General features: G+C 45.9%; 17 protein-coding genes and 1 pseudogene. 13 read left to right on the forward strand and 5 right to left on the reverse strand.

Annotation, left to right across the window (positions count from 1 at the left end; genetic code table 11):
- Window positions 1–25 precede the first annotated feature (25 nt).
- Window positions 26–457 (forward strand): VOC family protein, encoded by a 432-nt coding sequence (locus tag OCV63_RS13170; RefSeq protein WP_158364584.1) that lies wholly within the window; start codon window positions 26–28, stop codon window positions 455–457.
- A gap of 59 nt (window positions 458–516) precedes the next feature.
- On the opposite strand, the gene asnA is transcribed toward OCV63_RS13170, so the two are convergent.
- Entirely contained in the window at window positions 517–1,527 is a 1,011-nt protein-coding gene (gene asnA, locus OCV63_RS13175) for an aspartate--ammonia ligase (RefSeq protein ID WP_158364586.1), read from the reverse strand.
- 562 nt (window positions 1,528–2,089) lie between these two features.
- Here asnA and aspS point away from each other — a divergent pair.
- The 4 genes from aspS (at window position 2,090) to gatB (ending at window position 6,793) form a co-directional block, all read left to right on the forward strand.
- Window positions 2,090–3,421 carry an aspartate--tRNA(Asn) ligase gene (aspS, locus tag OCV63_RS13180; protein WP_158364650.1) on the forward strand — a complete coding sequence of 444 codons (1,332 nt, stop codon included), beginning with the start codon at window positions 2,090–2,092 and terminating at the stop codon, window positions 3,419–3,421.
- A gap of 152 nt (window positions 3,422–3,573) precedes the next feature.
- The gene (gatC, locus tag OCV63_RS13185; RefSeq protein ID WP_158364588.1) at window positions 3,574–3,867 is read left to right on the forward strand and encodes an Asp-tRNA(Asn)/Glu-tRNA(Gln) amidotransferase subunit GatC; all 294 of its coding nucleotides are present in this window, start codon (window positions 3,574–3,576) and stop codon (window positions 3,865–3,867) included.
- Window positions 3,868–3,880: 13 nt separating this feature from the next.
- Window positions 3,881–5,344 carry an Asp-tRNA(Asn)/Glu-tRNA(Gln) amidotransferase subunit GatA gene (gene gatA / locus OCV63_RS13190; protein WP_158364590.1) on the forward strand — a complete coding sequence of 488 codons (1,464 nt, stop codon included), beginning with the start codon at window positions 3,881–3,883 and terminating at the stop codon, window positions 5,342–5,344.
- Window positions 5,345–5,359: 15 nt separating this feature from the next.
- Complete coding sequence (gene gatB / locus OCV63_RS13195; RefSeq protein WP_158364592.1) at window positions 5,360–6,793, forward strand: Asp-tRNA(Asn)/Glu-tRNA(Gln) amidotransferase subunit GatB; 1,434 nt, start codon at window positions 5,360–5,362, stop codon at window positions 6,791–6,793.
- 201 nt (window positions 6,794–6,994) lie between these two features.
- On the opposite strand, the gene OCV63_RS13200 is transcribed toward gatB, so the two are convergent.
- Window positions 6,995–7,195 carry a cold-shock protein gene (locus OCV63_RS13200; RefSeq protein ID WP_158364594.1) on the reverse strand — a complete coding sequence of 67 codons (201 nt, stop codon included), beginning with the start codon at window positions 7,193–7,195 and terminating at the stop codon, window positions 6,995–6,997.
- A 200-nt stretch (window positions 7,196–7,395) separates the two neighbouring features.
- Between OCV63_RS13200 and OCV63_RS13205 the strand changes: the two genes are divergently transcribed.
- On the forward strand, window positions 7,396–8,271 hold the full coding sequence (locus OCV63_RS13205; RefSeq protein WP_158364595.1) for an amidohydrolase family protein: 876 nt from the start codon (window positions 7,396–7,398) through the stop codon (window positions 8,269–8,271).
- A gap of 93 nt (window positions 8,272–8,364) precedes the next feature.
- Here OCV63_RS13205 and OCV63_RS13210 read toward each other — a convergent pair whose 3' ends face one another.
- Window positions 8,365–8,835, reverse strand: a complete 471-nt coding sequence (locus OCV63_RS13210) for a hypothetical protein (RefSeq protein ID WP_158364597.1) — start codon at window positions 8,833–8,835, stop codon at window positions 8,365–8,367.
- Window positions 8,836–8,926: 91 nt separating this feature from the next.
- Between OCV63_RS13210 and truA the strand changes: the two genes are divergently transcribed.
- Together truA and OCV63_RS13220 are read left to right on the forward strand one after the other, a co-directional pair.
- Window positions 8,927–9,667 carry a tRNA pseudouridine(38-40) synthase TruA gene (truA, locus tag OCV63_RS13215; protein ID WP_158364599.1) on the forward strand — a complete coding sequence of 247 codons (741 nt, stop codon included), beginning with the start codon at window positions 8,927–8,929 and terminating at the stop codon, window positions 9,665–9,667.
- A 167-nt stretch (window positions 9,668–9,834) separates the two neighbouring features.
- Window positions 9,835–10,311 carry an ABC transporter substrate-binding protein gene (locus tag OCV63_RS13220; protein WP_158364601.1) on the forward strand — a complete coding sequence of 159 codons (477 nt, stop codon included), beginning with the start codon at window positions 9,835–9,837 and terminating at the stop codon, window positions 10,309–10,311.
- A gap of 313 nt (window positions 10,312–10,624) precedes the next feature.
- Here the strand turns inward: OCV63_RS13220 and OCV63_RS13225 are convergent, their stop codons facing one another.
- Window positions 10,625–11,596, reverse strand: coding sequence for a DUF3644 domain-containing protein (locus tag OCV63_RS13225; RefSeq protein ID WP_158364603.1), 972 nt, complete (start codon window positions 11,594–11,596; stop codon window positions 10,625–10,627).
- A gap of 456 nt (window positions 11,597–12,052) precedes the next feature.
- Window positions 12,053–12,586, reverse strand: coding sequence for a hypothetical protein (locus OCV63_RS13230; protein WP_262670870.1), 534 nt, complete (start codon window positions 12,584–12,586; stop codon window positions 12,053–12,055).
- Between the two features lie 543 nt (window positions 12,587–13,129).
- On the opposite strand from OCV63_RS13230, the gene OCV63_RS13235 reads away from it, so the two are divergent.
- The 5 genes and pseudogenes from OCV63_RS13235 to OCV63_RS13255 all read left to right on the forward strand — a co-directional run bounded on the left by OCV63_RS13235 (window position 13,130) and on the right by OCV63_RS13255 (window position 23,040).
- Entirely contained in the window at window positions 13,130–13,324 is a 195-nt protein-coding gene (locus OCV63_RS13235) for a helix-turn-helix domain-containing protein (protein ID WP_158364605.1), read from the forward strand.
- Window positions 13,325–13,437: 113 nt separating this feature from the next.
- Window positions 13,438–16,049 (forward strand): annotated as a pseudogene (locus tag OCV63_RS13240) (type I restriction-modification system subunit M).
- Window positions 16,043–17,290: a restriction endonuclease subunit S gene (locus tag OCV63_RS13245; protein ID WP_158364607.1), complete on the forward strand. Its 1,248-nt coding sequence runs from the start codon at window positions 16,043–16,045 to the stop codon at window positions 17,288–17,290. Before OCV63_RS13240 ends, OCV63_RS13245 begins: the two are co-directional and overlap by 7 nt.
- A gap of 15 nt (window positions 17,291–17,305) precedes the next feature.
- Entirely contained in the window at window positions 17,306–20,485 is a 3,180-nt protein-coding gene (locus tag OCV63_RS13250) for a type I restriction endonuclease subunit R (protein WP_158364609.1), read from the forward strand.
- On the forward strand, window positions 20,485–23,040 hold the full coding sequence (locus tag OCV63_RS13255; protein WP_158364611.1) for a YgjP-like metallopeptidase domain-containing protein: 2,556 nt from the start codon (window positions 20,485–20,487) through the stop codon (window positions 23,038–23,040). Before OCV63_RS13250 ends, OCV63_RS13255 begins: the two co-directional genes overlap by 1 nt.
- The last annotated feature ends 6 nt before the right edge of the window (window positions 23,041–23,046 follow it).

The following is a 23,046-nucleotide window of genomic DNA, read 5'->3' on the forward strand; positions in this document are numbered from 1 at the left end:
AGGTTCAGAAAACAGGAGGGGTATTATGCTTACAAATTTTGTAGATGGTTATCAGCACATTGGAATTCCCACAGACGATATCAACAAGACTGCGGAGTTTTATGAGAGTCTGGGCTTCAAGCTGAAATGGGAGACCGTATACGGGGGCAATCCGGTCAAATTCCTGGAACACGGCAATATCATCATCGAGACCTATGAGAAGGACGGCGGCGCGACAAATGCCACCGGAGCTATCGATCATCTGGCACTGAACTGCACGGACATCGTGGCCTGTGTGAAAGAGGTACGGGAATCCGGCTATCAGATCAACGAGGGCCCGGCGTTCCTGCCCTACTGGGAGCATGGAGTAGCTTATGTAACGATTCTGGGACCGAACCATGAGGTGGTGGAGTTCATTCAGAAATTTGCTTCCGAAGAGGAAAAGGAAAAGGCTGTGAAGGCATTGGAACTGAAATAAAGGGTTTTGAAAAAGAGGATGTCATTTGATGACATCCTCTTTTATGCTTCGCGTATGATTTACAGCAGGTTAATGCCGCATTTCGCACATTTTTCCCGCACCTCATCGGGCCAGATGGACACCTGTACCTCGCCGATATGGGCCTTGCGGAGATAAAACATACAGATACGGGACTGGCCGATACCGCCGCCCACGGTGTAGGGCAGCTTCTTCTCCAGAATGGCCTTCTGGAAAGGCAGCTTCGCCCGATCCTCGCAGCCGGAGAGTTTCAGCTGACGGGCAAGGGAATCCTCGTCCACGCGGATACCCATAGAGGACAGCTCCAGGGCGTGGCCCAGAACCGGATACCACACGATGATATCGCCGTTTAAGTGCCAGTCGTCGTAATCCGGCGCGCGTCCGTCGTGGGGCTCGCCGCTTGCCAGCTTGTCGCCGATCTCCATGAGGAAGACAGCGCCTTTTTCCCGGGCAATGATATCCTCGCGCTCCTTCGGGGTCTTATCCGGGTAGAGATCCGCCAGCTCCTGGGTGGTGATGAAGAAGATTTCCTTCGGAAGAATCTCTTCGATGTAATCATAGCGGATAGCCATGTATTTTTCAGTCTTCTTCAGGGCCTTGTAGACCTTGCGGACGGTTTCTTTGAGATACTCCACATTGCGGTCCTCTTTCAGGATGATTTTTTCCCAGTCCCACTGATCCACGTAGATGGAGTGGATATTGTCGGTGTCCTCATCCCGGCGGATGGCGCTCATGTCAGTATAGAGACCCTCGCCGATGTGGAAACCGTACTGCTTCAGGGCGTTGCGCTTCCATTTCGCCAGAGAATGTACGATCTCGGCGGGACGATCATTCTGCTCCCGGATGCCGAAGGTAACGGGGCGCTCCACACCGTTCAGGTTGTCGTTGAGACCGGATTCCGGAGTGACGAACAGGGGCGCGGAGACGCGCAGCAGGTAAAGCTGCTCAGCCAGGGACTGCTGGAAGAAATCTTTGACCGTCTTGATGGCCACCTGGGTGTCGTAGAGCCCCAGGGCCGACATGTAGTCGGTCGGTATGTACAGATGTTCCATGATATGATACTCCTCATTCTTTAAGTTTTATCCGAGAAAACACAAAAATATTTTGGAAAAGAAAACTTGACACACAAAAATTTTAACAATGAAAAAGTGCCAGAAAAAAAGTCTTGCAATTCAAAATCAAGTGTGCTATATTTCTCGCATAAAAAGTTTGTAATTGTTACAAACGATTATACTATAACGAAATGCAAAGAACAAGACTCGGATTTTCAGAGGCCGACAGGAATATGGCGTCACCGACTGAGAGCGCTATTTGGATTAGGAAATTCAGGGAACACTTGGGAGCAGATCGGTCGAATCCCGAACACATTTATCAGATTCGGATGTAGGCCGGTACGGAACTGTCCACGTTAAGGGCATAAAAGAGGAAATGTGAGCCTGACGAAAGAGCGGACGCATTTCAATGCGGGTGGTACCGCGGGATTTCTGATGAATACGAAACCCCGTCCCGGAATAGGAATATTCCGGGACGGGGTTCTTTTTGGATTCTATCTGATACCTGCCCGGAAGAGCTTTAGGCCTGAAAAGGTAAATATTCGAAAGGTAGGTAAAAATGATGGAATTCATGACAGGCGTGAAAGAAAAAGAAACCGTAGATCTGACGGCAGTGACCGCAGAGGGCATGGAAGGCAAGACCGTGAAAATTGAGGGAACGGTTCACACAATTCGCGACATGGGCGAGGTAGCCTTCGTGATTTTAAGACGGCGGGACGGATTATTACAGTGTGTCTTTGAGGAAGGCGTGACCGCTTTCGATCTGAAGACTCTGAAAGAAGCCTCCAGCATCGTAGCAGAGGGCACCATTCATAAAGAGGAGCGCGCCCCCCACGGCGTAGAGCTTCGTCTGACCGGCATCACCGTATTATCCGAGCCGGCCGCGCCCATGCCCTTGCCCATCGCCAAATGGAAGCTGAATACATCCCTGGACGCCAAGCTGAACCGCAGATCCATTTCCCTCCGGAATGTGAGAGAGCGGGCCAAGTTCCGGATTCAGGAGGGCGTGGTAAGAGCCTTCCGAGATTTCCTTTACAGCCAGGGCTTCACCGAAATTCACACCCCGAAGATCGGAGCCAAGGGAGCCGAGGGCGGTTCTAACCTGTTCCGTCTGGATTATTTCCATCATCCGGCAGTGTTGGCCCAGAGCCCCCAGTTCTATAAGCAGATGATGGTGGGCGTGTTCGACCGGGTCTTCGAGACCGGCCCGGTGTTCCGCGCGGAGAAGCACAATACCAAACGCCACCTGAACGAGTACACCAGCCTGGATTTCGAGATGGGCTACATCGACAGCTTTGAGGATATCATGGCCATGGAGACCGGATTTATCCAGTATATGCTGAAGATGCTGGAGAACGATTACGCACAGGAGCTTCAGATTCTCGGCATTACCTTACCGAAGGCTGACAAAATTCCGGCGGTTCGCTTCGACGAGGCGAAACGCCTGGCTTCCGAAAAATACGGCCACAAGATCCGTAACCCTTACGACCTGGAGCCGGAGGAGGAAGTACTGATTGGACGCTATTTCAAAGAGGAATACGGTTCTGATTTCGTATTTGTTACCCATTATCCGTCCAAGAAGCGTCCGTTCTACGCCATGGACGATCCGGCGGATCCGAAGTTTACCTTAAGCTTTGACCTGCTGTTCGACGGCCTGGAGATCACCACCGGTGGCCAGCGTATCCATGATTATCAGATGCTGCTGGATAAGATCGCGGCCAGAGGTATGACCGAGGAGGGCATGGAGCAGTACCTGGACACCTTCAAATACGGCATGCCGCCCCACGGTGGACTTGGTATCGGCTTAGAGCGTCTGACTATGAAGCTGATAGGCGAAGACAATGTACGTGAAACAACATTATTCCCGCGCGACTTAAGTCGTCTGGAGCCTTAGCGTTGGCAATGAGCAGTGCAGCCTGCCGTAAAAAGGCAGTGCGCCTGCTTGCAGGAAACAATGACTTTTTATGGCAGGCTATAGGGCGAAGCCCGTAAAGCGAGGTTTTGCGAAGCAAAATCGAGCGTGCACTGCGGAGTAAAGGAGAAAACATGGCAAATATAATTTCCGATGAAACGATTGAATATGTAGGCATCCTGGCGAAGCTGGAGCTGTCCGACAAAGAGAAAGAGGCGGCCAAGAAGGATATGGGCCGGATGCTGGATTATATCGATAAATTGAACGAACTGGACACCGCAGGCGTGGAACCCATGTCCCACGTATTCCCCGTGAGCAATGTATTCCGGGAGGACGAGGTGGAAAACGGGGACGAGCACGAGGAGATGCTGGTGAATGCGCCCAAGGTCAAAGACGGTATGTATATGGTACCGAAGACTGTAGAGTAGGAGGTGACAGGAAATGGAATTTCGTGAAATGACAGCGGCGGAGATCGGACAGACGATCAAAGCCGGAGAAATGACAGCTGTGGACGCTGTGAAGGCAGCCCTGGCTGAGATCAAAAGACAGGATGAGGTTCTGAACAGCTTTGTCACCGTGGATGAGGAAGGCGCACTGAAAAGAGCGGCCGAGGTGCAGAAGCGCATCGAGAGCGGCGAGCTCACCGGCCCGCTGGCAGGCGTTCCCATTGCCATCAAGGACAATATGTGTACAAAAGGTCTGAAGACTACCTGCTCTTCCAAAATCCTTTATAACTTTGAGCCGACCTATTCCGCAGAGGCTGTGTTAAATCTGGAAAAAGCCGGAATGGTCGTCATCGGCAAGACCAACATGGACGAGTTCGCCATGGGAAGCACCACCGAGACTTCCGCCTTTGGCGTGACCCGCAATCCCTGGGATACCGAACACGTACCGGGCGGTTCCTCAGGCGGTTCCTGCGCGGCGGTGGCTTCCGGCGAAGCACCCTGCGCCCTGGGTTCCGACACAGGCGGATCCATCCGTCAGCCCAGCTCCTTCTGCGGCGTCACCGGCATCAAGCCCACCTACGGAACCGTATCCCGTTACGGTCTGATTGCCTATGGCTCTTCGCTTGATCAGATCGGACCGGTGGCAAAGGATGTGACGGATTGCGCTCTGCTTTTGGAGGCAATCGCTTCCTATGATAAGAAGGACAGCACTTCTGTAAAACGCGAGTCCTATGACTTCACTTCTGCCTTAAAGGATGATGCAGAGGGGCTGCGCATCGGTATTCCGCGTGATTATTTCGGTGAAGGCCTGAATCCGGAGGTGGCTGCGGCAGTGAAAGCGGCTGCGAAGGTTCTGGAAGAAAAAGGTGCTGTCGTGGAGGAGTTTGACTTAAGCCTGGTGGATTACGCGATTCCCGCTTACTATATCATCGCTTCCGCCGAGGCCAGCTCGAACCTGGCCCGTTTCGACGGCGTAAAATACGGCTACCGCACCGAGGAGTACGAAGGCCTCCACAACATGTACAAGAAGACACGTTCCGAGGGCTTCGGCCCGGAGGTGAAGCGACGGATTATGCTGGGCTCTTTCGTCTTAAGCTCTGGTTACTACGACGCTTATTATCTGAAGGCCCTGCGCACCAAAGCCCTGATTCGTCAGGCCTTCGACCGTGCCTTTGAAAAATATGATGTGATTTTGGGACCGGCGGCCCCGACCACCGCGCCGAAGCTTGGCGAGTCCCTGTCCGATCCGCTTCAGATGTATCTGGGCGATGTCTACACCATTTCCGCGAACCTGGCCGGACTTCCCGGAATCTGCCTGCCCTGCGGCATGGATTCCAAGGGACTGCCCATCGGCCTGCAGCTTCTGGGCGACTGCTTCAAAGAGGAGCATATTATCCGGACGGCTTACGCTTACGAGTGCAGCCGGGGCCGGGCGGCCTTTGCAGGCAAGAGGGATTAGGAAGGAGTGGAGAAAATGAGTAAACAGTATGAGACCGTCATCGGTCTGGAGGTCCATGTAGAGCTGGCCACTAAAACCAAGATTTTCTGCTCCTGCAGCACCGCATTTGGAGGAGCGCCCAACACCCATACCTGTCCGGTGTGTACCGGTATGCCCGGTTCCCTGCCGGTGCTGAATAAGAAGGTGGTAGAGTACGCTATGGCCGTGGGTCTGGCCACCAACTGTACCATCACCCGTCACAGCAAATTTGACCGGAAGAATTATTTCTATCCGGATAACCCCCAGAATTACCAGATTTCTCAGCTGTACGCGCCCATTTGCCGGGATGGCTATGTGGAAATCGAGACAGAAACTGGTTCCAAGAAAATTGGTATCCATGAGATTCACATGGAGGAGGATGCAGGAAAGTTGATTCATGACGAGTGGGAGGACTGCTCGTTAGTGGATTATAACCGAAGTGGCGTGCCGCTGATCGAGATCGTGTCCGAGCCGGATATGCGAAGCGCCGAAGAAGTCATTGCCTATCTGGATAAGCTGCGTCTGATCATCCAGTATCTGGGGGCATCCGACTGCAAGCTCCAGGAGGGTTCCATGCGTGCGGATGTGAACCTGTCCGTCCGTGAGGTGGGCACGGAGAAATTCGGCACCCGTACCGAAATGAAAAACCTGAACTCCTTCAAGGCCATTGGCCGCGCCATCGAGGGCGAGCGCCAGCGCCAGATCGAGCTTCTGGAAGAGGGCAAGAAGGTGATACAGGAGACTCGCCGCTGGGATGATAATAAGGAAAGCTCTCACGCCATGCGTTCCAAGGAGGACGCCCAGGATTACCGCTATTTCCCGGAGCCGGATCTGGTGCCCATCGACATCAGCGAAGAGTGGCTGGACGAAATTAAAGCCCGTCAGCCGGAACTTCGGACGGAAAAGCTGAAGCGTTATAAGGAAGAGTTTGAAATTCCCGATTACGACGCGCAGATTCTGACTGGTTCCAAGCAGATGGCGGACATGTTCGAGGCAGCCACGGACATCTGCAAGAAGCCGAAAAAGGTCTCCAACTGGCTGATGGTGGAGACCATGCGCCTCTTAAAAGAGGCCGGACAGGAGCCCGAGGATATGAAATTTTCCCCGGAGCATCTGGCGATGCTCATCGAGCTTGTGGACGCCGGAACCATCAACAGCAGCGTGGCGAAAGAGGTCTTTGAACACATTTTCCATGAAGATGTGGATCCGAAAGAATATGTGGAAGAAAAGGGTCTGAAGACAGTCAACGACGAGGGAGCGCTTAAGAAGACCATCGAGCGCATCGTGGCAGCGAACCCGCAGTCTGTAGCCGATTACAAGGGCGGCAAGGAGAAGGCGCTGGGCTTCCTGGTGGGCCAGACCATGAAAGAGATGAAGGGGAAGGCAAACCCGGGCAAGGTCAATGAGATTTTGAAGGAATTATTGAAATAATGTAACTGGTCAGGTACTGAACAGTTGTGAAATAATCGCGAAAATTCAGATGAAGTTCTGCAAAGAAAAAAGGGGAGCTGCTTTGTGAGTTATCACAGAAGCGGCTCCTCTTTTCTAATCTGCTTTTAATTACGATGCTTTCTTTCTAGTCAGAAACTGTTCAGTCTGTATATTAGAAAAAGGCACATGATTTACGGCTGATTATAACTTGGTTACGTTGGTAGCCTGCGGTCCCTTTGCTCCGTCAACAACGTCAAACTCTACAGCCTGACCTTCCTCGAGAGACTTGAATCCATCAGAATTGATACCGGAGAAGTGTACGAAAATGTCATTTCCCTGCTCGTCAGAGATGAAACCGTAACCCTTCTGATTGTTGAACCACTTAACTGTACCCTTGTTCATTGTGATACCTCCAAAATAATTAAAAAAAGGTTATTTACCGTATCATTACGGCTGGGTTTAGAGTATCACAAACGGCAATCGGTGTCAATCAAAAACAGCGCGAAAGATTGACTTTTTTCCGGCCTTTGATTACACTTGACAGAGAAGAAAAAACAGGGTTTAGAATTGGAAATGAGTGGGAAATGGGAGGTGGATTTTCGTTGTTTGGAGAGTGTCATGCCCATGTGATCATGGATGGAAAAAATTATAAGGCGGCGGTGGCGCTACATAAGGAAAGGCCAAATGAGGCGGTTATCCGGGAGCATCTGTCAGCCTGGCAGCAGGCAGATATCACCTTTGTGCGGGATGGAGGAGACGCTTACGGGGTGTCGGAACGGGCCAGGGAACTGGCCGGGGAGTATGGCATCGATTATCGAACGCCCATTTTTGCCATTCATAAGAGAGGACATTACGGCGGTATCGTTGGCCTGCCCTATGACGACCGGCAGGGATACCGGGAGCTGGTGCAGGAGGCTCGGAAGCGGGGCGCGGATTTTATCAAGATTATGATCAGCGGGATTATGGAGTTTGATACGTTTGGGAAACTGACGGAAGAAGGGCTGGATGGAGATGAGATCGCTTATCTGATCGAGACGGCACATGACGCCGGTCTGCGGGTCATGGCCCATGGAAATGGGGGTGCAGTCGCCCGGGCGGCTATCGGCGCAGGTGTAGATACCCTGGAGCATGGCAATTATATGGAAGAGGAAACCATCTGTCAGCTGGCGGAAAGCGATACCATCTGGATACCCACCTTCGCGCCCACCGGCAACCTTATCGGCTGTGGACGATTCCCGGACGAGCAGGTGAAGGCGATTCTTGTGCGGCAGCAGAAAGCAGTGCGCTTTGGCTTCGAACAGGGCGCACGGATCGGCCTTGGCAGTGATTCCGGCGCTTATCTGGTGCCCCATGGACAGGGACTGATGGATGAGTATACGTTTATGAAAGAGGCTGTGGGGCGGGAAAATGCGGAGGCGCTGGATCGGAGACTGGCGGAGTCAGAGGCGTGGATTCGGGAGAATATGAAGAGGGGATAAAAACTGAGGTTATAGGGTGGAGAAATGGAAGGATAGAAAAAGAGATGAAGCAGACCACAAGAGTTTGGCTTCATCTCTGAAATTCTTAAATGATCACAGTTCTTCTCTGCAGAAATAGCAGGTATAATTTCCAGGATCCGCGCCCTTCGGAATCAGATTATCCGCAGCACAGTAACCGCAGCGGCAGACACGTTTTCCTTCAGGAACCGACATCCATTCTTCGTAGCGTTCCCCTGCATTGTGCGGCGCGCGGTAACGCTTCGTAGGCTCGATAAAAGAACGGGTAGGGGTTTCCGCAGAGGAGAGAGCCTTGTCCGGGTTCGGCCGGTTGGGAACTGCGGTTTTCGTCTTTTCAGGTTTTGGCGTCCAGCCGGTCTTCTGCTTCTTGGAGGCCGGTTTATTCGGCACCGACGGCTTATAGGGCGTAGCCGTAGGCCGGTTCAGTACAGGAGGCGGCGTGGAGCCTTGGGAGCCTTGTTGTCTCCGCTGCCGGTTCTTCCTGGAATCCCGGAAAGCCCGGATAATCACGATAAATATAATAAGTTCAAAAAGCAGACCAAACATATGGATTCACCTCAGTATAAAATGAATAGAAAGCTATCTATATTCTAAGTCTTATAATACACGAAAAAACAGGAAAGGGAAAGTACATTTTATGAGAAATATAAAAATCATAGTGCAATACGACGGTACCCGCTACAGCGGCTGGCAGAGCCAGGAGCATGATGAAAATACCATACAGGGCAAGCTGACAGCCGTGCTTACCCGACTGCTTGGCGAAGCGGTGGAGCTGGCCGGATCCGGCCGCACAGACGCAGGCGTCCACGCTCTGGGGCAGGTGGCGAATTTTAAGACGCGCTCCGAGATGTCCTGCGTAGAACTTCTGGAAAATCTGAATCATTATCTGCCCGAAGACATCGGCGTTATTTCCATCGAGGAAGTGGACGCCCGCTTCCACAGTCGCCTGAACGCCGTGCGGAAGACCTACCGCTACCACATCTGGAATAGCCCGGTTCACGCAGTTTTTGATCGCCGCTACACCTGGTCCATCGAACAGCCCCTGGATGTGCCCGCCATGCGCCGCGCCGCTGCAGAGCTCACCGGAACCCATGACTACAAGGCCTTCAGCTCCATTAAACGCGGCAAAAAGTCCACAGTCCGCACCATTGAAGCCATTGAGATCGAGCAGACCGGCGCGGATATTACCATCGCCTTCACCGGCAACGGCTTCCTTTATCACATGGTCCGAATCCTCACCGGAACCCTGGTAGAAGTAGGCTTGCGCAAGAAAACCCAAGAGGATATGCAAGCTATCCTCGCCTCCCTGAATCGTGAACAGGCCGGCGTCATGGCTCCGGCCCAGGGATTGTTTCTGGTAAACGTGGAATACAGCTAACGCGATCCCGGTGAAATGGAAAGCCTGCCGAGAGAGCGTTGGCAATCGAAAAGCAGGAGCATCAGCGCTGTTCAATAAAAGCTTTCACAAGATGCTTGAAGAATAGAACGCACCTTTTTCCATTGCCTGTATACTATATAGTATTCGGAAAAAGGAGGATTCCCATTATGAAAAAGCAACATTCCATCCTGCTGACTGCATCTTTGGCAGCCGTACTTCTGATTGGAAGCCTGGCCGCCGCAGGCTGCGGCGGTTCGGACAGTACAGCATCCGACGGCCTGACCAAGGTTACACTGAACGAAGTAGCCCACTCTATCTTCTACGCGCCTCAGTACGTAGCCATTGAGAAAGGCTACTTTGCGGAAGAGGGTATCGAGCTGGATTTGGTCACCGGTTTTGGGGCCGACAAAACCATGACCGCCGTCCTTTCCGGTGAAGCCGACATCGGCTTCATGGGCTCTGAGGCTTCCATCTATGTCTACAATCAGAATCCTGACGATTACATCGTGAACTTCGCCCAGCTCACCCAGCGGGCCGGAAACTTCCTGGTGGCGAGAGAGGAGATGCCGGATTTCGAATGGGAAGATTTGAAGGGAAAGGATGTTTTGGGAGGTCGGAAGGGTGGCGTACATATATCCATGTAAATTTGGAGACGATTGTGATTTTGTGTCATTGGGTGGAGGGGATGAACAGCGCGAGGACAAGATAGAATATGGTGAATATATAAGAAGCTTTGAGAAAAACATTACCGAACAAACATTGCAACCACGTATATTTTAGGGGCGATAGGTGCAATGTTTGCCGGATATTTAATGTATAGAGCTATTTTTGAGTATAATTTGACAAAAACTGAATAACATGGTATAGTACAAATAAGTTAACTCGTGAAGGATAAGGCTGGGTTCCTGAATAGGAGTAGGTCGTAAGACTGAGAATTCCTTTGCCCCTGGGGTTAGCTTATTTTTTTATGTTGTTCAAAATATTCTTAGGATCTTTTTTCAATTCATCAAATATAAAATCCACAGCCTGTTGTGAATATGAGTATTGAGGCTGGGAAAATTGTTTGTGTATATAGCAAAACTTTTCATTCCCTTTAAGGTCGAAATGCTTTACAAAATTTTGAAAATGGAAGCTATTAAATTTGACTTCATTACCATTATAAATCAAAACGATATTTTCCTTAGAGAGTCGCTCACGAATAGTATTAATACAAAGCTTTGCAGGGTATTTATGTGTATTATTCGGATCCTTCAGCTCTTTGACAATTTTTACTTTAGCATCAGCTAAGTTGTCTATTCCCACAAAAGATGTTGCAGCTTCCTTTTTCTTAGTGATGTAATGGAAGTGCTCAATGCGGATGGCAAATTTGGCATTGTTACCCTCAGAAAGTTCATCCAGATTGTTTTTGGCATCCAGAAGTTTTGTAGCGATTTCTTCAGGATATTTAGCGATGATTTCTGATTCATCCAACGCTTTCATACTAGTTGAGAGAGTTAAAAAGTTTTGAGGAATGAGCGTGGTCATATCGACACTATGGAAGGCCATCATTTTTTCATTAAAATTGAAAACACAGGACTGGAATAATGGGACGTATACCATTTCATATTCTTCAGTGATAAAATGCGTACTTGTATTGCGCAATTCAATAATTTTTTCAAGATTCAGACGAAGAGGATCTTTGTTGTTGGTAAAGACTTTTTGAATACAATTCTCAAGTGTCAGAGTTCTGTTCGGGTTGTCACGGTAATAAATACTTTCGGGACCAAAAATGTTTATCATATGAGCCTTTAGCATGAGTTCCCAAGCATTGCAAATAAAAAGGCTAAATCCCTCTACCCGATACTTGATAGTTGGTTTGTTGTATAATTCAATAGCCATGATAAAGGCTTCTTGAGATTTTGCTAATAAACGTGTGCTTATATTTTCCATTTGGATACCTCCTTTCGGGTTTTATGTAAAAAATTATATCTTTATTAATACGTAAAATTTTACCATAAAATCTGAGAATTTTCAATGTTGCAAGGTGAGGTGGAAATGCGATAACATATAGTTAGAAAGCTTAAAGGCATTTCATAGATATAAAGATGTTATTTACAAAAAATAATAATTGAGTTATGATGTACGAAACAGGAAAGAGATTATTTGAGGTGGTAAATTTCGTTGCAACCACGCACCCGATGGGTTAAAAGAGATGCAGGAGCCGCGACGCCTGCCAAGTAATCTCTTTCATTCTTAAATAATTATTGCTTAGGATAATGTGGCTGTTGACTTCTGAAGTCAGCGGCTATTTTTGTGCAATTAAGCATAGCTTTTCATAGTTTGTCTTTTCGCTCAAAAAGGTGGCGAAATTGCTTCCGCCACCTCGACTAAATTATTGCACTTGTTTTATTTGCAATATTCCTTTTTATGAGATTCATGATATTCAAGATTATGTTTAGAATGGTCCTGCTTACGGATCATATGTTTGCGGTCATACATGAACTCTTGGCTCACAGCGATAAGGAATACTATACTGAATATGAGCCAGATGGCAAGAAGAATAACAACGAGAATAACCTGTAACATTTCTGTAAGGGCACATTTATTAATCAAGAAAATCGTTATCTTCGTTAGAGGTGCAAGCAGATTGAGCATTTGCATTAACAAGGCCTGATAGTGTCTTGGTTCAACACGGGATGGATTGGAAGTGCTATGCTTCTGAAGCAGTGTACGGATAGAGGTAGTATGCTTGGCATGAGACTTCATAGATAGGGCCACTCGTACATCTTTAAGCTCTAGTTTCTTTTTTCCATTGATAGAAGACATCTTGGCAGCAGTGTTATCAAACTGTTCGACTAACCAGTTGATTGCCTTAATAGTAGTGATGGCTGCAGCGTGTGGTTCTTCAAGAGTCATAGCCATATTGGTCGTTTTTTTCATAGTGACTTTCTCCTTTTAATTGTCGTTGATTATCATGATATTTATCGTCTTTTAACATTCAAACTGAAACGGAGATGTCTATCATGACTGGGGGTAATATTTGTTGCAGTTGGTTATCTTTTGCGGATAACTCTGCTTCAAAATAGGTGCGCATCCGTTCGCAGTCAGCGCGCTATTTATTTGTGAGGTCGTTCCAACAACTGCGAATGTACCTCGTGGCCACAGAAGGTGAGTTATTGGTTGGATATAGCAGTTTAACGTCTTGTCTGAGACGGGTTTTCCTTACCTGTCTTAAATATGCCAGAAATTGAAATGAAAACCTCGGACATAGCTGTGTCCGTTTTGGTAGAACAAGAAGTTGGAGAGCCGTTCAGCATTGAAAATAAGCAAAAAAAACAGGACATAATCATGTCTGGGGGATTTATAAAAACGCAGAAATAAAAAATAATATCAGCAAATAACAATAAACTCTTTAAAAATTCACGTACATGATGTATGCTAAAATAATAAAATTATATGTAGATTTAACCACGAGGTGAGAGCATGGAAGAAATCATGAATGACAAATGGATAAGCATAGATGAAGCTGCAGAATATTTAGGAATCAAAACAGTCACTCTTCGTAGCTGGATCAGAAATGGAAAAGAAGATTTGCCTGCTCAGAAAATCGGAAAACAGTGGAAATTTAAAATTTCCGAACTCGATAAATGGGTTAAGAGCGGTAAAAGTGCTGACTGATTCATGGGAAAAATTGAAGAAAATCATTAGACAAGGAGCAGACAAAGATGGCTGTCAAGAAAACGCAATTATATGCATCGCTGTGGGCGAGCTGTGATAAACTTCGCGGAGGCATGGATTCTTCAGAGTATAAGGACTATATTCTGACACTTTTGTTCATGAAGTATGTCACTGATAAATTTAAGAATAAAGGAGCCTATGAGGACATTAAGGTATTTGATAAAGCACATGATAGAGAGACTGATCCAGAGAAGCGGACGGGCTGCTCCTTTGACGATTTTATTGCTTTGAAGGGAAAGAAGAACATCGGCGAGGGCATGGATAAAATCATAGCTCGCCTTGCTGATGAGAACACTGAACTGAAGGGTGTTATTGATATTGCCCATTTCAATGATGAGAAGAAGTTGGGAAGCGGTAAAGAAATGGTCGATAAATTGACTGATCTTATCTCTATTTTCCAACGTCAGGAACTTGACTTCTCTCGAAACAAAGCAGAAGGTGATGACATCATTGGGGATGCCTATGAGTTCCTGATGCGTAAATTTGCTACGGAGAGCGGAAAGAGCAAAGGACAATTCTATACACCTGCAGAGGTTTCCAGAATTCTTGCCAATGTAGTAGGCATTAGTCACTGCACGGATGTCAGCGCCACGGTATGCGATCCGGCTTGTGGTAGTGGTAGTTTGTTGATTCGGGCTATCGATGCAGCGCCATTTTCAATTATGGGTTATGGTCAGGAAAAAGAAAGCACAACAGCTGGTCTTGCTAAGATGAATGCTGTTCTGCATCGTAAGGCTGAAATTATCATCAAGAGTGGTAACACATTTTCAAATCCGCAGTATATGGATAAATCGGATAACTCCGTACTTGAGCGTTTTGATTACATAGTGGCAAATCCGCCTTTTCCATGAAAAACTGGCGCGATGGAATTGCCGGTAAAGAATATGGTCGGTTTGAGGGCTATGGGGATATGCCTCCGGAAAAGAACGGAGACTATGCCTGGCTTATGCATATTCTTAAAACTCTGAAGTCAAATGGCAAGGCTGCGGTTATTTTGCCTCATGGAGTCCTCTTCCGTGGAAACACAGAGGCTACCATCAGAGAAACTATTATAAAGAAGCATTGGATCAAGGGTATCATCAGTCTTCCGGCAAACTTGTTTTATGGCACTGGAATAGCTGCATGTGTACTTGTGATTGATAAAGAAGGTGCTGCAAACCGACAGGGCATCTTTATGATTGATGCCAGCCGTGGGTATGTTAAGGATGGCAATAAGAATCGTCTGAGAGAACGCGATATCTATAGAATCATTACTACCTTTAATGAGCAGATTACTACAGATTCTAAGTATGCACGTTTCGTACCCAACGATGAAATTGAGAAGAAGAATGAGTATAACCTGAACATCACCCGTTATATTGATTCCACAGATCCGGAGGATATTCAGGATATTTATGCTCATATTCATGGCGGCATTCCTGCGATTGACATCGACGGTCTATCTAAATACTGGAAAGTATTTCCTTCGCTGAAATCTGAGCTGCTGTCAGCTATTAGCGAAGAATACTACAACTTGAATGTTGAGCACGAAAGTATTCGAAAAACAATATATAAAAACACTGAATTCTCGGAGTATGGTGAGAAACTCGACGAGGCATTTGCTGCATGGAAGGCAAAAGAATATCCGGTTCTTTCTGCCCTTAATGAAGAAGTGGTTGCAAGAGAGCTGATTGTAAGTCTTGCTGAAGATATCATTGCCGAATTTGAACACCTGACACTGATTGACAAATACGATGTATATCAGGTGTTGCTGGCCTATTGGAATGAGGTCATGAACGATGATGTGTCACTTATCATAAGCGAACCGGATGGCTATACCAATGCCAGAGTGACAGACAATATCGAGGAAGAAATTACGCAGGGAAAGAATAAGGGTGAAATGAAGGTCACTGGATGGGAAGGTCGTTTGATCCCGAAATCTATCGTAATAGATGCCTTTTTCCGTGAAGAGAAGAATGCCATAGAAGAAGCCGAGATCATTGTTGCGGAGACGGAAGCTCAGCTTTCTGATCTGATTGAGAGTGCGGACGAAGAATCTGCTCTTGCTGATGTGGCTGAGAATGGAAAAGTTAAAGCAAAGGATATCGAAGTCAAAATTGTTGAGCTGACAAGCACGATTGAAACAGAGGAAACCATAGAGCTGGAAGTGATCCGCATGGATCTCCAGCTTGTAAATACGAAGAAGCGACTGGAAGCATACTTGGTGGGGCATCCACTTTGCAAGAGTGCAGTCAACGAAAATGGAAAAATCACAAAGAGCTCTATTGACTATCGGTTACGTATTATTCGTACAGAAGAATGTGTACCTGAGAGCTTGCAGGATGACGTAAACCAGTTGAAGGGAGCTCTAGACCTTTGCGGGAAGGTATCTGATTACAATAAGATTGTTAAAGATCTAAACAAGGCTCTGGATGAAAAGTGCCGGGCAAGATATGAAAAATTCACAGATAATGAAATTTTAGATCTGCTTGTGAACAAGAAGTGGTTTGATGGCATTTTCTCTGGTATCAGCGATTTGTATGCTGAGATTTCCCATCGCTTGACGAGTAGGATTATTGAACTTGCTGAGCGATACGAGGATACACTTCCAGAGCTTGACAAAGTCACTATTGAATATGAGACAAAGGTAAAGTCTCATCTGGAAAGGATGGGATTTAAATGGTAAATGAAATTTTAAGAACAGATATTCCGGATGACTGGAATATTAAGAAACTTGAGCCAGATGTTGGATTTGTTAGAAGTGGGAAACGCTTACCAAAAGGATATTACGTAACTCCGATACCTACACAACATCCATATATTAGAGTTGCAGATATGAGACCAGGGTATGTGGACGTTGATGGACTAATGTATGTCCCGGACGAAGCCTACTTTCGGATACAAAAATATAGAATATATAGAGATGATATTTATATTTCTGTTGCTGGAACACTTGGTATTGTGGGGCAGATATCGGATTATCTTGATGGAGCTAATCTAACAGAAAATGCAAATAGAATTACAGACATTAAATGCAATATAAAGTTTTTAATGTATTGGTTAATGAGCTCAAAGATTCAAGGACTGATTAATCAGACGCAAACATTGGGAGCACAACCCAAGTTGGCTTTAACACGAATTAGAAACTTTCCAATCATCCTTCCTCCAATAGAAGAACAAGAGCAAATTGCTGAGGTATTGTGTAATGTAGACACTCTTATCTCTAATTTACGAAAACTCATTCGTAAGAAAAAGGATATTCGCCAAGGAACAATGCAAATGCTTGTAACCGGTAAGAAACGGCTGGATGGTTTTTCGGGAGATTGGGTAAAAATTAATCTGGCGAAAAACTCAAGGCTTAAAGCGCGTATAGGTTGGCAGGGATTAACTACAGCTGAATATTTGGATGAAGGTTATTCTTATTTGATTACAGGCACGGATTTTAAAGATGGTCGCATCAATTGGAATGGTTGTCATTACGTGAATTATGACAGATACGTGCAAGACCCAAACATTCAAGTCTCAAATGGCGATCTTCTTCTTACAAAAGATGGCACCATAGGTAAGGTTGCGTACATATCAGATTTAAATAGACCGGCAACATTAAACAGCGGTGTATTTGTTGTGAAGCCGATAACTGATGCGTATACAGCTCATTTCATGTTTTATGTGCTGGAATCTTCAGTATTTAAAGAATTTCTTCAGCAGTTGTCGGCAGGATCAACGATTAATCACTTATATCAGAAGGATCTTGTAAAGTTCGATTTGTATGTTCCGCCTACTACAGAAGAACAAGAAGCTATTACTGGTATCCTTTTCGATATGGATTTGGATATCTACAAACTCGAAGAAAAACTATCGAAATATCAGAAAATAATGCAAGGTATGATGGAAGAATTGCTGACCGGCAAGGTCAGATTAGTGTAAGGAGGTGCCTGTCAGATGAGTATTGGCGATGCCGAAATTAAAACACAGGAAAGAGTGCTCCGCTTCTTTAAAGATCCGGAGACCTTGGGCTACCAGTATATTGGTAACCTGTCAGATTATCAGAATAAGAACATCAAAGAAGATCGTCTGCGCCAGTATCTTCGACTGAAGGGCTATGCAGACAAGCTGATTGATGCTGCTGTTATGCAGCTTCAGCAGGAAGCTGGGAATCTTTCGCGTGGGGTTTATGACGCCAATAAGACTGTATATTCACGGCTGAAGTATGGCATTTCAGTCAGCGAGAGTCCAGAAAAACCTCCGGTGACGGTAGAGCTCATTGATGAGGCTAATCCGTTGAATAACGACTTTGCCGTCGCCGAGGAAGTGACGGTCGTTGAGCAATCAGAAAAGAGACCAGATCTTGTTGTTTATTTGAATGGAATAGCGGTGGCTGTTATCGAGCTGAAGCGAAGCAGTATCTCCGTCTCTGAGGGTATTCGACAGAATCTGACGAACCAGAAGAATTCATTTATACAGAGCTTCTTTACCACGATGCAGTTTTGTATGGCAGGAAACGAATCGGAAGGACTGCGCTATGGAACGCTTCTGACAGGCGAGAAGTTCTACATGGAGTGGAAAGATGATGGCTTTAAGGAACATGAGGACGAACGTGATCCTGTTGATGTTCGTATCAGTGAAACATGTGCAGGTATCGAGAATAAACTTCGTAGACAGATTTATGCCATGTTTGATAAGGAACGGTTCATTGATCTTATCATGAATTTTGTCGTCTTCGATAAAGGCATCAAAAAGGTATGCCGATACAATCAGTATTTTGGTATCAAACGCACTCAACAAAGGCTCAATAATCTGAGACCGGAGCTTCATGATCCTAATAGGGATCCGAATAAGCCACTGGGTGGCATTTTGTGGCATACGCAAGGCTCAGGTAAGACTTTGACGATGGTATGGCTTGCTAAGTGGATTCTGACGCATTGGGCGGAGCTTAATGCTCGTGTCCTTATCGTGACAGACCGAGATGAATTAGATGAGCAAATAGAAAAAACATTTACTGGGGTGGATGAGAATATCGTTCGAACTAAGAGTGGTAAGGACTTGCTGAATCGTCTGAATGTATACGATGATTCGCTGATCTGTTCCCTGGTACATAAGTTTGGCCGTCGTGGCGGAGAAGCAACAGAAAATGACTATGATAAGTATATTGAAGAGCTGAAAGCCTCCCTCCCTGCTGATTTTGAGGCAAAGGGGAATCTTGTAGTATTTGTTGATGAATGCCACAGAACACAGTCCGGAAAGCTCCATACTGCGATGACGACTATCATGCCAAATGCTGTATTTATCGGCTTTACCGGAACTCCATTACTGAAGAAGGATAAAAAGATCAGCATTGAAGTGTTCGGTACCTATATCCATGCCTATAAATACAATGAAGGTGTGGCCGACGGTGTCGTGCTGGATTTGCGTTATGAATACCGTGATGTTCCGCAGGATTTGTCGTCACAGGATCGTGTTGACCAGTGGTTTGACATAAAGACCAGAGGTCTCTCTTCTCGTTCTAAGGCAAAGCTCAAGGAGAAGTGGGGCACGATGCAGAAGGTATATAGCTCCCGCTCTCGTCTTGAAAAAGTGGCGTGGGACATCATTCAGGACTTTAATATGAAGCCGCGTTTGATGGATGGAAACGGTAATGCGATTCTTGTAGCTGATGGTATTCCTACAGCTTGTAAGTATTACGAAATTTTTCAACAGATGGGCTTTAAGAAGTGCGCTATCATATCTTCCTATACTCCTAACAAGGGAGAATTGCGAACTGACACCGTCAGAGATGAGGATGATACTGAAACCTTCCTCAAATACGAGACGTATTTGAAGATGCTGGGGCTTGATCCGTCTGACCTTCCGAACGCAGGGTCGGTTCAGGCTAAGGTTGAGGAATTTGAAAAGGAGGCAAAGCGGAAGTTTGTGGAGGAGCCTGCAAATATGAAGCTCCTTATTGTCGTGGATAAGCTGCTCACCGGGTTTGATGCGCCTCCTTGTACCTACCTTTACATCGACAAGAAGATGCAAGATCACGGCCTGTTTCAGGCGATATGCCGCGTCAACCGTCTTGATGATGATAGTAAGGACTTCGGCTATATCGTAGATTACAAGCAGCTGTTTGGACAGCTCCAGACAGCAATGAAGGACTATACTTCCGGTGCTTTTGAAGGATATGCTCCGGAGGATGTAAAAGGACTTGTTAAGGATCGCCATGATGCTACTGTATCCTATTTTGAGGAAGTGTATGATGCGGTTGAGGAACTTTGTGAAGGTGTCGAGGAGCCTCGTGGTGAGATCCAATACATCCATTATTTTTGTGGTGTCTCCGGTCAATCGGAAGAGAGTGACGAGATATACGTTCGCCTACGAGACAAGCTGTACAGGTTGATCAGCAGCCTTGTTAGGGCGTTTGCAGAGGCAAAGCCTTATCTGGTTGATGATATTTCATCCGGAAAGTTGAATGAGTACGAAAAAAAAGTTACTTTTTACATTGAATTGAAAAAGACCATAGGCACTGCTAGCGGTGATTTTCTTGATCTAAAAGCTTATGAACCTGATATGCGGAAGATGATCGATAACTATATCACAGCAGCAGATGCAGAGAAGATTGGCGATTTTGATGATCTTACTCTGCTGGATTTCGTAATAAAGCAAGGCGAAACACTTACTGGTGAAGGCGATACCGGCCACAAGGAAGGGGCAGCAGAGACTATCGAGAATAACATTCGTAAGAAGGTTATCGAAAAGGTTACTGTCAATCCGCGCTACTATGCAAAGATGTCAGAAATCCTTGATAAGCTCATCGAAGAACGTAAGCAGGGAGTTCTTGACTACGCTGAGATGCTTGAAAAATATATAAAGTTAGCCAAGGATGTTGATTGCCCGGAGGATAACGATAAATATCCGGAAAGCATTCGTAAGAGTAAGGCGCTCATGGCCATTTATGACAATATCGGAGAGGATGAGAAACTTGTTATTCGAATTCACAAGGCCGTGAAAAAGCAAGCACTGTCTGGCTTTAGGGATAATCAGGTAGTAGTCAGAAGAATCAAAAAGGCTCTTTTTGAGATTTTGGGTGATGATTCTGAGGTGGAGCGCATCTATAAGATCATTGAGAAGCAGGAGGAGTATTAATGCGCATTGTCATTTCTGGGATTCCGATTGATGTGCAAAAAAAGAATATAAAGAATATGCACCTTCAGGTGAAACCACCGGATGGACATGTGGTAATTTCTGCGCCTTTAGCTGTTGATGATAAAGCAATAGAAGCTTATGCCAGAACTCAACTTGGCTTTATCAAAAAGTCTATCGCTCAATTTCAAGATCAGCCAAGGGCATCAAAACGGCAGTATGTTTCCGGTGAGACGATGTATATCTGGGGAAAACAATATTTTCTTGTATTCACGCCAGACAATCAAAAGAACAGCTTCGAGATTCAGAACCAGAATATCGTCTTATCCATGAATACTAAGAGTACCGTGAAACAGCGAGATGCTTATGTGAAAGAAGAATATCGGAAAATTCTAAAGGAAGAAATAGAAAAATGTCTGCCTAAGTGGGAGGCACAGACGGGACTTAAATGTGATTCTTGGCAAACGAAATACATGATCACAAAATGGGGAGCATGCAGTACAGATAAAAAGAAACTGTGGTTCAACTTGCAGCTTGTCCAGAAGCCGCATGCGTGCCTTGATTATGTTATTTTGCATGAATTGACGCACTTGTTAACAAGAAAACACGACGTCACATTCATTGCACATATGGATAAGTATATGCCCAACTGGCGAGAGGTTCGTAAGGAGCTCAACGACAGCAGGCTGGATTATTATGAGGCACAGGATGAGAGCCCTCTTCAAAAACTGATTGATCAGTCACGTTACGATGACATCCGAGATGCTGCTATTGCCTTCATTCAGGAAGAGCAATCAGGGGATGCTAAGAAATCGTCGGTCATTGATGCGGAAATCGAAAATGTTATTCATATTGAACAGCCGGAAGAGGGAATAATTGCATTTGATGTTATTGCATCATGTGATGTTGAAATGCCGCCTGTTTCTAGAAAAGGATACTTTATTGAGCGGTGGCTGAAAATCCATTGTCAGGTCACACTCGGTATTGACATGAGTGGCTTTCGTATCATGGCAGTTGGAGATTGTGAACCTCAGGAAGAATCTGATAATGATCGTCTTTCCGGGGAACTTGTGCCGCTCATTTCTCGTGATCAGTTTGAGTATGAGGCTGAAAAGTTCCTAGCGAGATATTGCCCTGAAACTTTAGACAAACCGATCAGAGTTCCGATTGAAAAAGTGGCCAGTGATATGAAGTTGCAGGTCATAGAAGATATTCCGTTGTCGGATGATCTTGCTTATTTTGGAACTGTTATCTTTGATAATGGAAATGTTCTTGATAAACATCGCAAGATTACAATTCGCAATGCTAAACGTGGAACAATATACCTTGATCCTCGTGTCTCCTATGAACGGTCTGTAGGGACAAAGCGTACTACTCTGGCTCATGAATGCTTCCATTGGTATCGCCATCAGCCTTATCATGTGTTGATGAAAATGATAGGTGCTAACGATAATCTTGGAATGGCTATCCAGTGTCAAATAGCTGCAAATAACACAGATTCAGATAAATGGAAGGCTGTAGATTGGATGGAGTGGCAAGCGAAAGGTGTTGCTCCCAGAATTTTAATGCCTGAAAAAACGACTCGCATGAAGGTGGACGAATTGCTTTCAGAGTATGGTGGTTCTGAAAAAGCAAGTATTATAGACTACGAGAATGTAATAGATGAGCTAGCGGAATTGTTCGACGTGTCGAGGCAGGCTGCAAAAGTTCGACTGATTGAGTTAGGCTATTCAAAGGCTGAAGGTGTATACCCATTCGTAGATGGAAAGTATATTTGTGGGTATTCATTTAAAATAGGAACATTGAAGAAAAACCAGACTTTTACAATTCCCTATGCAGACTTGTTCAAGGCTTACTGCTTCGATCGTAAATTTAAAAAGCTAATTGACAGCGGACAGTTTGTTTTTGTAGACCGTCACCTTGTAGTCAATAATAAGAAGTATGTAGGACACGATCAAGGCGGAAATGCCACGCTATCAGGGTACGCGCTCTCTCATATGGATGAGTGCTGCGTAGTTTTTTCGAAGGGATATAGCTATCAATCGAAATACCAAGGCGCGAGATATTACATACAGTTCATGAGAAACTCCGCTCCGGTTGAAAATCAGATAGAGTATTCCTTTGAATTCAATACGCACAACAAGGCGCTTCTTGAGCAGATTAAGAATGCAAAGCGCCGCTCTGAAGCATTGCGCAGATATCCCGGTTCTTTTGCGGAGACGCTGGTCGCATTACAAAAAGAGAGAAAACTCTCAAATAGGCAATTGGCAGATGCCTCCCTTGTTGGTGAAAAGACCATTCAGCGGTTAAGAAATGATGAGGAATACCCGACTTCAGTTCAGACAGTTTTGGCATTATGCATAGGGTTGAAGCTGCCCCTACCAGAGGCTGAGATGTTTCTTGGTAAAACAGATTTTAAATTGAATTCTATGAAAAAGGAAGGTTATGTTTATCAATGTGTTTTAGCAGCTTGCACTGAGAATTCGATTTATGAAATAAATGAGATGCTCAAAGAAAATGGAATTACACCTTTGGGAAGTGATCCATTATTGCAGTAATACAAG

It is taken from the genome of Laedolimicola ammoniilytica (genome assembly GCF_025567165.1).
In the GTDB taxonomy this organism is placed as follows: Bacteria; Bacillota; Clostridia; order Lachnospirales; family Lachnospiraceae; genus Laedolimicola; species Laedolimicola ammoniilytica.

Excerpts from the sequence above, each read along its gene's own strand:
- OCV63_RS13170 (WP_158364584.1), top strand. The coding sequence starts at position 26 with ATGCTTACAAATTTTGTAGATGGTTATCAGCACATTGGAATTCCCACA.
- OCV63_RS13210 (WP_158364597.1), bottom strand. The coding sequence starts at position 8,835 with ATGTTTGGTCTGCTTTTTGAACTTATTATATTTATCGTGATTATCCGG.
- OCV63_RS13235 (WP_158364605.1), top strand. The coding sequence starts at position 13,130 with ATGGAAGAAATCATGAATGACAAATGGATAAGCATAGATGAAGCTGCA.
- OCV63_RS13220 (WP_158364601.1), top strand. The coding sequence starts at position 9,835 with ATGAAAAAGCAACATTCCATCCTGCTGACTGCATCTTTGGCAGCCGTA.
- OCV63_RS13255 (WP_158364611.1), top strand. The coding sequence starts at position 20,485 with ATGCGCATTGTCATTTCTGGGATTCCGATTGATGTGCAAAAAAAGAAT.
- gatC (WP_158364588.1), top strand. The coding sequence starts at position 3,574 with ATGGCAAATATAATTTCCGATGAAACGATTGAATATGTAGGCATCCTG.
- OCV63_RS13200 (WP_158364594.1), bottom strand. The coding sequence starts at position 7,195 with ATGAACAAGGGTACAGTTAAGTGGTTCAACAATCAGAAGGGTTACGGT.
- truA (WP_158364599.1), top strand. The coding sequence starts at position 8,927 with ATGAGAAATATAAAAATCATAGTGCAATACGACGGTACCCGCTACAGC.
- OCV63_RS13250 (WP_158364609.1), top strand. The coding sequence starts at position 17,306 with ATGAGTATTGGCGATGCCGAAATTAAAACACAGGAAAGAGTGCTCCGC.
- OCV63_RS13225 (WP_158364603.1), bottom strand. The coding sequence starts at position 11,596 with ATGGAAAATATAAGCACACGTTTATTAGCAAAATCTCAAGAAGCCTTT.
- OCV63_RS13245 (WP_158364607.1), top strand. The coding sequence starts at position 16,043 with ATGGTAAATGAAATTTTAAGAACAGATATTCCGGATGACTGGAATATT.
- OCV63_RS13230 (WP_262670870.1), bottom strand. The coding sequence starts at position 12,586 with ATGAAAAAAACGACCAATATGGCTATGACTCTTGAAGAACCACACGCT.
- aspS (WP_158364650.1), top strand. The coding sequence starts at position 2,090 with ATGGAATTCATGACAGGCGTGAAAGAAAAAGAAACCGTAGATCTGACG.
- gatA (WP_158364590.1), top strand. The coding sequence starts at position 3,881 with ATGGAATTTCGTGAAATGACAGCGGCGGAGATCGGACAGACGATCAAA.
- asnA (WP_158364586.1), bottom strand. The coding sequence starts at position 1,527 with ATGGAACATCTGTACATACCGACCGACTACATGTCGGCCCTGGGGCTC.
- gatB (WP_158364592.1), top strand. The coding sequence starts at position 5,360 with ATGAGTAAACAGTATGAGACCGTCATCGGTCTGGAGGTCCATGTAGAG.